The sequence below is a fragment of the Collinsella aerofaciens genome (assembly GCF_015670745.1).
In the GTDB taxonomy this organism is placed as follows: domain Bacteria; phylum Actinomycetota; class Coriobacteriia; order Coriobacteriales; family Coriobacteriaceae; genus Collinsella; species Collinsella aerofaciens_T.
The window spans coordinates 113,977-122,597 of record NZ_JADPCH010000003.1; the positions used below are offsets into that span (position 1 = coordinate 113,977).

Annotated in this window: 8 protein-coding genes; all 8 read left to right on the top strand. The window is 59.5% G+C overall.

Annotation, left to right across the window (positions count from 1 at the left end; genetic code table 11):
• Nucleotides 1-112: 112 nt before the first annotated feature.
• Genes pyrH through I4W07_RS02320 form a run of 8 tightly spaced genes read left to right on the top strand, consistent with a single transcriptional unit; the run spans nt 113 to nt 8,464 of the window.
• On the top strand, nt 113-835 hold the full coding sequence (pyrH, locus tag I4W07_RS02285) for a UMP kinase (RefSeq protein WP_196025478.1): 723 nt from the start codon (nt 113-115) through the stop codon (nt 833-835).
• 2 nt (nt 836-837) lie between these two features.
• Nucleotides 838-1,374 (top strand): ribosome recycling factor, encoded by a 537-nt coding sequence (frr, locus tag I4W07_RS02290; RefSeq protein WP_196025479.1) that lies wholly within the window; start codon nt 838-840, stop codon nt 1,372-1,374.
• Nucleotide 1,375: 1 nt separating this feature from the next.
• On the top strand, nt 1,376-2,170 hold the full coding sequence (locus I4W07_RS02295) for an isoprenyl transferase (RefSeq protein WP_117776218.1): 795 nt from the start codon (nt 1,376-1,378) through the stop codon (nt 2,168-2,170).
• A 2-nt stretch (nt 2,171-2,172) separates the two neighbouring features.
• A complete protein-coding gene (locus I4W07_RS02300; protein ID WP_271739735.1) occupies nt 2,173-3,072 on the top strand; it encodes a phosphatidate cytidylyltransferase in 900 nt (299 codons plus the stop codon).
• On the top strand, nt 3,072-4,259 hold the full coding sequence (dxr, locus tag I4W07_RS02305) for a 1-deoxy-D-xylulose-5-phosphate reductoisomerase (protein WP_196025480.1): 1,188 nt from the start codon (nt 3,072-3,074) through the stop codon (nt 4,257-4,259). The genes I4W07_RS02300 and dxr overlap by 1 nt, the downstream gene beginning before the upstream one ends.
• Before the next feature lie 25 nt (nt 4,260-4,284).
• Nucleotides 4,285-5,646: a M50 family metallopeptidase gene (locus tag I4W07_RS02310; RefSeq protein WP_055285139.1), complete on the top strand. Its 1,362-nt coding sequence runs from the start codon at nt 4,285-4,287 to the stop codon at nt 5,644-5,646.
• A 13-nt stretch (nt 5,647-5,659) separates the two neighbouring features.
• Nucleotides 5,660-6,742 (top strand): flavodoxin-dependent (E)-4-hydroxy-3-methylbut-2-enyl-diphosphate synthase, encoded by a 1,083-nt coding sequence (ispG, locus tag I4W07_RS02315; protein WP_196025481.1) that lies wholly within the window; start codon nt 5,660-5,662, stop codon nt 6,740-6,742.
• Entirely contained in the window at nt 6,743-8,464 is a 1,722-nt protein-coding gene (locus tag I4W07_RS02320; RefSeq protein WP_230317429.1) for a proline--tRNA ligase, read from the top strand.
• Nucleotides 8,465-8,621: the final 157 nt, after the last annotated feature.

An 8,621-nucleotide genomic window follows, 5' to 3' on the forward strand; every position in this document is an offset into this window, starting at 1 on the left:
CTCTTGTAGCTGGTAATGAGCAGGCTGTGGGTTTTACTCACAGCCTGCTTTTTCATGGCTCTTATCAGAGCCTTTGATATCATATTGAGAGTCTAATTAAAGGAGGATCGCTTTGTCCGACATCCGATATAAACGCGTGCTTCTTAAGCTTTCCGGCGAAGCACTGATGGGCGACGGCCAATATGGCATCGACCCCAAGGTTACCGACCATCTTGCCAAGCAGGTCAAGGAGCTGCTCGCCGTTGGCCATGAGGTCGGCGTCGTTGTCGGCGGCGGTAATATTTTCCGCGGCATGGCCGGCGCTGCCGGTGGCATGGAGCGTGCTCAGGCCGACTACATGGGCATGCTGGCAACCGTTATGAACGCGCTCGCCCTGCAGGATGCCTTCGAGCATAACGATGTTCCCTGCCGCGTGATGAGCGCTATCCAGATGAACGAGATCTGCGAGCCCTATATTCGCCGTCGCGCCATCAACCATCTATCCAAGGGCAACGTCGTCATCTTCGCTGCCGGTTCGGGCAATCCGTACTTTACGACCGACACCGCCGCGGCTCTTCGTGCGTGCGAGATCGGCGCCGAGATTCTGATTAAAGCCACCAAGGTTGACGGCATCTACGACAAGGATCCCGTCAAGTGCGCCGATGCCGTCCGTTTTGACAGGATTACCTATCACGAGGTTCTCGTCCGCGGCCTGCAGGTTATGGATTCCACGGCTACGGCTCTGTGCCAGGATAACCGTATGCCGATTTTGGTCCTCAACATCGATGGCGAGGACACCGTCAAGCGCGCGCTTTCGGGTGAGCCCGTCGGCACGCTCGTCTATCAGGAGGATTAAGCATGACAGAGAACATCACCGCCCATATGGACAAGTCGCTCGAGTCCCTCAAGCATAACTTCTCCAAGGTTCGTACCGGCCGCGCCAATGCCAACATTCTGTCCGACATCACCGTCGATTATTACGGTGTTCCCACGCCGGTCACGCAGGTTGCTGCCGTCAAGACCCCCGAGGCCCACATGCTGCTCATCGAGCCGTGGGACAAGGCACTCATCAATGCTATCGTCAAGGCCATCGGCGCTTCCGATCTGGGTATTACCCCCAACTCCGATGGCACCGTCGTTCGTCTTCCGTTCCCGGCTCCCACCGAGGAGCGCCGTCGCGAGCTCGTCAAGGAGTGCCGCGAGTACGCCGAGCAGGCCAAGGTGTCTATCCGTAACATCCGTCGCGACTTCAACAACAAGCTCGAGCGCGATGAGGAGCTCACCGAGGACGATGTCCGTCGCGAGCAGGCCAAGGTCCAGAAGCACACTGATGAGTATGTCGCCAAGGTCGAGGAGCTTCTGAAGGAAAAAGAAGCCGAGGTCATGGAGATCTAAGGTGCAATACGACGAGCATAAACTGGTCGAGTACTTTGCCGACGCCCCTGCGGGCGTCGGTTTTTCCGACCTTGACCTCAATAACATTCCGCACCATATCTCGTGCATCATGGACGGCAACGGTCGTTGGGCCACGTCGCGCGGTCTTGCACGCACTGAGGGCCACAAGGCGGGTATTGTCTCCCTTCGCGAGATTATTACTGCCTGCGTGCGTCTGGGCGTCGACGTGCTTTCGGCCTATGCGTTTTCTACCGAAAACTGGAACCGCCCGCAGCATGAGGTCAACGTCTTGATGCACCTGTTTGCCAAGACGTTTATCGACGAGCTGCCGCTTCTGAAGCGCGAAAACGTGCGCGTTGTCTTTTTGGGTGATATTTCCGCGCTGCCCAAGAAGACCCGTGACGTTTTTGAACGCGGTCTTGCCGAGTGCGCCGATCACACCGGTATGACGCTGGCGCTTGCCGTCAACTACGGCGCGCGTGCCGAGATTACCCGCGCTGTCCGTCAAATCGCACTCGACACTGCCGCCGGTAAGATCGATCCTGCCGCAATTGATGACGACATGGTGGCCTCCCACCTCTATACCGCCGGTCTTCCCGATCCTGAGCTTGTGATTCGTACCTCTGGTGAGCTGCGCCTTTCGAACTATCTGCTGTGGCAGGTGGCTTATTCCGAGTTCTATGTCACCGATACCTATTGGCCTGACTTTGATCGTTGGGGCCTTGTCGACGCCATTTTGGCCTATCAGGGCCGTGACCGTAGGTTTGGTGGACTGAGCAAGACCGAGGAGGCTTAATCGTGTCCGATCGTCCCAAGGCATCTGCTCCCAAGACGCCTGCGCGCAAAGCTACCACTGTGGGAGCGCCTGCAGCGAAGAGCGGCACCGGTTCGTGGCTGGCGGGCTTTATTACCCGTGCCGCCGCTGGTATCGTCTACGCCGTTGTCTTTATCCTGTGCTTGGTTTTGGGTATCGTGCCCACGGCCATCTTTGTTTCCGTCATGAGCGGTCTGTGCTGCTATGAGTTTTTCCGTATGACAAGGCTCGATGGCAAGATGGCTAACGAGCGCATGGGTATCGCTGCCGCCGTGCTCTTTCCGCTGTCGGCGTTGGGCGATTCGATGCTGCTGAATGCCCTGCTTTTTGCCCTGATGCTCGCTGTGGGCATTTGGTATGTCTGGTCGCCGCGTACCCGCATATCCGATGTTGCCGTGACACTCATGGGTCCCATCTACACCGGTTTTATGCTGTCGGCTATCGTGCTGCTGCGCGATGCCGTGCCCGGTTTTGCCGGCGCCCTGCTTTCGGTGGGTGTTTGCGCGTCTCTCTGGGTCTCCGATTCGTTTGCCTATATCGTGGGTAGCCGTATCGGCAAACACAAGATGGTTCCCAAGATCTCTCCCAAAAAGAGCTGGGAGGGGTTTGTTGGCGGCATCCTGGGCTCGGTTTTGATTTGGCTCATCCTGTGGGCGACGCATTTCTTCAAGCTCAGCCTGCCCTATGCGCTGCTGTGCGGCGTGGTCGTGTCCATTCTGGGCGTTATCGGCGACCTTATCGAGTCGCGCATCAAGCGCGGTGTGGGCGTCAAGGATTCCGGCAACCTTATCCCGGGCCACGGCGGCATGCTCGATCGTAGCGATTCGCTTATCTTCGGCTGCATCACCGCGCAGCTGATGCTGATGATCGGAGGCGTGCTGTAATGTCATTCCAGACGACGTATGGCCCCGATGGACGCCTCCGTGTTGCCATCCTGGGTTGTACCGGCTCCATCGGCACCCAGGCGCTCGATGTGTGCCGCCAGCATGCCGATCGCCTGCAGGTGACGGCGCTGTCCGTTAACTCCAGCACCTCCGAGCTTGTTGCCGCTGCCCGCGAGTTCTCGGTTCCGGCGGTTGCCGTGGCCGATGTCGCTCATGGCGATGACGCCGTGCTGCAGGAGTTGCCCGAGGGAACGAAGCTTGGCCTTGGCGCGCAGGCGGTTTGCGAGCTCGCGCGTCGCGACGATGTCGACTGCGTGCTCGTTGCTATTGTGGGCGCCGCTGGTCTCGAGGCGAGCCATGCGGCCTTGACCTCAAATAAGCGTCTTGCCCTTGCCAACAAGGAGTCCCTCGTCGTCGGCGGCGACTTGCTTATGCCGTTGGCGCAACCGGGCCAGCTTATTCCAGTCGACTCTGAGCACTCCGCCATCTACCAGTGCTATCTGGGGGAGAACCCACGCGAGGCTCATTGTATTTGGCTCACCTGCTCGGGCGGTCCGTTCTTTGGCCGCACCCGCGACGAGCTCGACCGCGTGACGCGTGCCGATGCCCTCGCACATCCCACGTGGGCCATGGGTGCCAAGATCACCATCGACTCCGCCACCCTCATGAACAAGGGCCTGGAGCGCATTGAGGCCCTGCATCTGTTTAACTGCGACCTCGATTTCATTAACGTGGTCGTGCAGCGTCAGTCCAAGATTCACTCTATGGTCGAGTTCGCCGACGGCTCCGTGATGGCGCATCTCGGTGCTTCCGACATGCGTATTCCCATCCAGTTCGCGTTCTCGTATCCCGAGCGTTGGGATACCCCGGCGCCTCGTATCGATTTCCGCGAGCTGGGGCAGCTCACGTTTGATGCTGCCGACATGGATACATTCCGCTGTCTGGCACTGGCCGAACGTGCCGGCAAGACGGGTGGCACCATGCCGTGCGTGCTCAATGCCGCCAACGAGGTCGCCGTCGATGCCTTCCTGCACGATGGCTGCAGCTTTACCGATATCGATCGCATTGTGGAATCCTGCATGGATTCCCACGATATGCAGGCGGTCGATTCGTTTGAGCAGCTTCACGACATCGATGCATGGGCGCGTGAAAAGGCTGCGCAGGTGCTCGCCGCAACCCGTTCCTAACCCATAAGGATTGCTTTTTCGTTTTATGGATACTGTTCTGAGCGTTCTCTCATCGGTCTTTTGGGGCCTGCTGATGCTTTCCGTCCTCGTGTTTTTGCACGAGGGCGGCCACTTTTTGGCGGCGCGTGCCTGCGGCGTCCGTGTGACCGAGTTCTTTTTGGGCCTGCCTTGCCGCTTTGACATCCATTACACGTCGCGTCGCATTGGAACCAAGTTTGGCGTGACCCCGCTGCTGCTGGGTGGCTACGCTGCCATCTGCGGTATGGATCCGACCGACGTCTCGTGTGCCGATCGCGTGCTCGCGGCTATCTATCGTCATGGTCGCGTGACCGTGGCCGACCTTGCTGTCGAGCTCGAGCTATCCGAGGAGGTTGTGCTCGAGGCATGCGCCTTGCTCTTGGGTTGGGGCTCTATCGCGCCTTGGTATGAGGAAGGGGAGAAGCCCTCGCCGAGCTACTATCCCACCAAGTATCAGACGCTGCCGCGAGACGCGGCGGGTTACACCACCTTTGACGGCCGCCGTTTCGATCGAGAGCATGCGACTACCGAGGGCGATGTGTGGGAGCTGCCGTGCGGCGAAGCCGAGTTCCTTGCGCAAGAGCGTTCGCATACCTATCTGGGCCAGGGTTTTCTCAAGCGCGCCTTTATGCTGCTCGCGGGCATTCTCGTCAATATCCTGACGGGCTTTTTGCTGCTTATGAGCATCTACTCTATTGCGGGTGTCACCGTGCCGATGGATACCAACGTGATCGGTCAGGTTGACGAGGGGTCTATTGCCGCCAAGGCGGGTATCGAGGGCGGCGACGCGATCCTTTCGGTTGACGGAGTATCGTGCTCTACCTGGATGGACGTTTACGATGCCATCGGCAAGGCCGCCGGTAAGGACGATATCGCCATTGAGTATGAGCGCGACGGCAAGCAGCATTCGACCTCGGTTGCGCTCAAAGAGGACGAGCGCCTAGGTGTGTATGCCTCTACGCAGGTGGTCCGTTTAGACCCCATCACGTCGGCTCGCCTTTCGTTCTCCTGTGTCGTGCAGACAGCGGAGGGCGTGATGCGCCTGCTCCAGCCGCAGCATACGATGGAGATTCTCGATCAGTCTTCTTCGATCGTGGGCATTAGCGTTATGTCCTCACAGGCTGCTGCTGCCGGCCCTGCCACGTTCCTTTCGTTTGCCGCCCTCATTTCGTTCTCGCTTGGCTTTATGAACCTGCTGCCCATCCCACCACTCGATGGCGGCAAGCTGGTCATCGAGATCATTCAAAAGATTGCTGGCCGCGAGCTTCCGCTCAAGGTCCAGACGATTGTGAGCTATGTGGGCATCGCGCTCTTTGCGCTGCTGTTTGTCTATATGCTTCGTTCCGACGTCCTTCGATTTATCCTGTAGGGGAGTGTTTGGATTGTCTTTAACCCATCCTTTGCCGCGCGAGTTGACGCGCCCCGTGCATGTGGGCGGTGTGCAGATCGGTGGCGGCGCGCCGGTGGTGGTCCAATCCATGACCTGCACCGATACCGCTGATGCCCAGGCAACGCTTGCGCAAGTGTGCGCGTTGGCGCAGGCTGGCTGCGATATCGTGCGCGTGAGCGTGCCTACCGAGGCTGCGCTCGAGGGCTTTCGCACGATTTGTGCCGAGTCTCCGGTGCCGATTGTCGCTGATATTCACTTTAACCATAAGCTCGCCATTGGCGCTGTCAAGGCCGGCGCCTCCAAGCTGCGCATCAATCCCGGCAATATCGGCGATTGGGCCAAGGTTGACGCGGTGATCGATGCCGCGGGTGCCGCGGGCTGTGCGATTCGTATCGGCGTCAATGCCGGTTCGCTTGAGCAGGATATCGCTGAGCGCGACGACCTCACGCAGCCCGAAAAGCTCGTGATGTCGAGCGAGCGTTTCGTCAAGCACTTTGAGGACCGCGGCTTTAAGAACATTGTGCTTTCGGCCAAGGCCCATAGCGTGCAAACGACGCTCGATACCTATCGAGCCCTGTCGCGTGAGATTCCACACGTTCCGCTTCACCTGGGCGTGACGGAGGCGGGGACCAAGCTCCAGGGCACCATCAAGAGCTCTGTAGGCTTGGGTATCCTGCTGTCTGAGGGCATTGGTGACACCATGCGTGTGTCGCTCACAGCCGATCCGGTTGAGGAGCCGCCGGTTGCCTGGGGTATTCTGCAGTCGTTGGGCCTGCGTCGCCGTGGTCCCGAGATTGTCTCGTGCCCCACGTGCGCACGCTGCCAGGTTAACCTTATTCCCATTGCCGAGGAGGTTACCGAGCGGCTTAAGAACTACTCCGCGCCGCTTTCGATCGCTGTGATGGGATGTGCCGTTAATGGCCCCGGCGAGGCTTCTGATGCCGATCTGGGCGTTGCGTGCGGACGTGGTCAGGCCTTGCTCTTTTCGCATGGCCAGATCATTGGTAAAGTAGCTGAGGACCAAATTGTCGACGCGCTGATGGCCGAGGTCGACAAGCTTATTGAGGAGAAATAAATGACTCGAGCAATGTATATGTCTAAGCTTTATGCGCCGACGCTTAAAGAGGATCCGGCGGACGCTGAGCTCGCCAGCCACCGTCTGCTGCTCCGTGCCGGCATGATCCGCAAGGAGGCCGCCGGCCTGTATTCCTACCTGCCGCTTGCTTGGCGCTCGATTCGCAAGATCGAGAACATCGTGCGCGACGAGATGGACGCTGCTGGCGCCCAGGAGCTTATGATGCCTATCATGGTCGACGCCGAGTTGTGGCGCGAGTCCGGCCGCATCGACGCCTATGGCAAGGAGCTTGTGCGCTTTGACGACCGTCATGGTCGCGAGTTCGTCCTGGGCCCCACGCACGAGGAGACCGTTACGGCCCTGGTTCGCAATGAGCTGCGCTCCTACAAGCAGCTGCCCGTTAACCTCTACCACATCCAGGATAAGTTCCGCGACGAGTTCCGCCCCCGCTTTGGCCTGATGCGCGGTCGCGAGTTCATCATGAAGGACGCCTACAGCTTCTCCGCCACGCAGGAGAGCCTGCAGGAGGAGTACGACAAGATGAAGCAGGCCTACGCTAACATCTGCGAGCGCTGCTATATCAAGGCCCTGCCCGTTGTTGCCGACTCCGGTGAGATCGGTGGTGATACCTCCGTTGAGTACATGGCTTTGGCCGACGCCGGCGAGGCTTCGCTCGTCTACTGCGACGATTGCGGCTTTGCTGCCGATGACGAGGCGGCAAGCACCAAAGTCGTCGTGACCGAGGGTCCTGGTGACGGTACGCTCACCAAGGTTGAGACTCCGGGCATGGGCACCATTGAGGCTGTTGCTAAGTTCTTTGGGTTCCCCGAGAACGGCACGCGCAAGTCGCTGGCACTCATCGACGCCGAGGGCAAGCCGGTCGTGGCCATTGTTCCGGGCGATCACGAGCTCAACGATTGCAAGGCCGAGCACGTCTTTGGCAAGGGCTATCGCATGATGACCGACGAGGAGCTTCAGGCGAACGGTCTGCACAAGGGCTTTATCGGACCGGTTAACCTGCCCGAGGGCATTCGTCTGGTCTGCGACGAGAGCCTGCGCGAGTCCAAACAGTGGGCCTGTGGCGCCAACGAGGTCGACTATCACTTTACCGGTGCCTGCCCCGAGCGCGACTTTACCGTCGATGAGTGGGCCGATCTGGTCACCGTTGTCGCCGGCGACCCCTGCCCGCACTGCGGCAAGCCGCTCTCCGCTGCCCGCGGCATCGAGGTCTCTCAGGTCTTCCAGCTGGGCACCAAGTATTCCGAGTCCATGGGTGCCACCTTTATGGACGAGGACGGCAAGGAGAAGCCGCTCATCATGGGCTGCTACGGCGTTGGTGTGTCCCGCTCGCTCGCTGCCGTCGTGGAGCAGCACAACGACGAGCATGGCATCGTCTGGCCGGTCTCCGTTGCCCCGTTCGAGGTCGCGGTGATTCCGCTCGATCCCAAGAAGGAGGAGTGCGCTACCGTCTGCGAGCAGATCGTTGATGGCCTGTGCGCCGAGGGTATCGAGGTTGTCGTCGACGACCGCGACGAGCGTCCCGGCTTTAAGTTTGCCGACAACGACCTTATGGGCTTCCCGTATCAGGTCGTTCTGGGTAAGCGTGGCCTTAAGAATGGCACCGTTGAGCTCAAGGACCGTGCCACGGGTGAGCGCGAGGATGTGGCGATCGACGAGGTCGTCGCCAAGGTCGCCGAGCTTGTGAAGGCAGCACGCCGTTAATCGACGATTTCGCTTGTAGTTCGATATACGGGACGGCCCCGCATTTCTCCAGATCGGGGAGATGCGGGGCCGTCCTTTTAGATCGCGTCGAAAATGTTGGTGTAAGGGTGACGCCCTAGCGCCCGTTTAACGAAGAACGGCCTTCGTCCTAGAATCT

What these genes read in the sequence shown, in the direction of transcription:
- frr (WP_196025479.1), top strand. Translation starts at nt 838, where the DNA reads ATGACAGAGAACATCACCGCCCATATGGACAAGTCGCTCGAGTCCCTC.
- dxr (WP_196025480.1), top strand. Translation starts at nt 3,072, where the DNA reads ATGTCATTCCAGACGACGTATGGCCCCGATGGACGCCTCCGTGTTGCC.
- I4W07_RS02310 (WP_055285139.1), top strand. Translation starts at nt 4,285, where the DNA reads ATGGATACTGTTCTGAGCGTTCTCTCATCGGTCTTTTGGGGCCTGCTG.
- I4W07_RS02320 (WP_230317429.1), top strand. Translation starts at nt 6,743, where the DNA reads ATGACTCGAGCAATGTATATGTCTAAGCTTTATGCGCCGACGCTTAAA.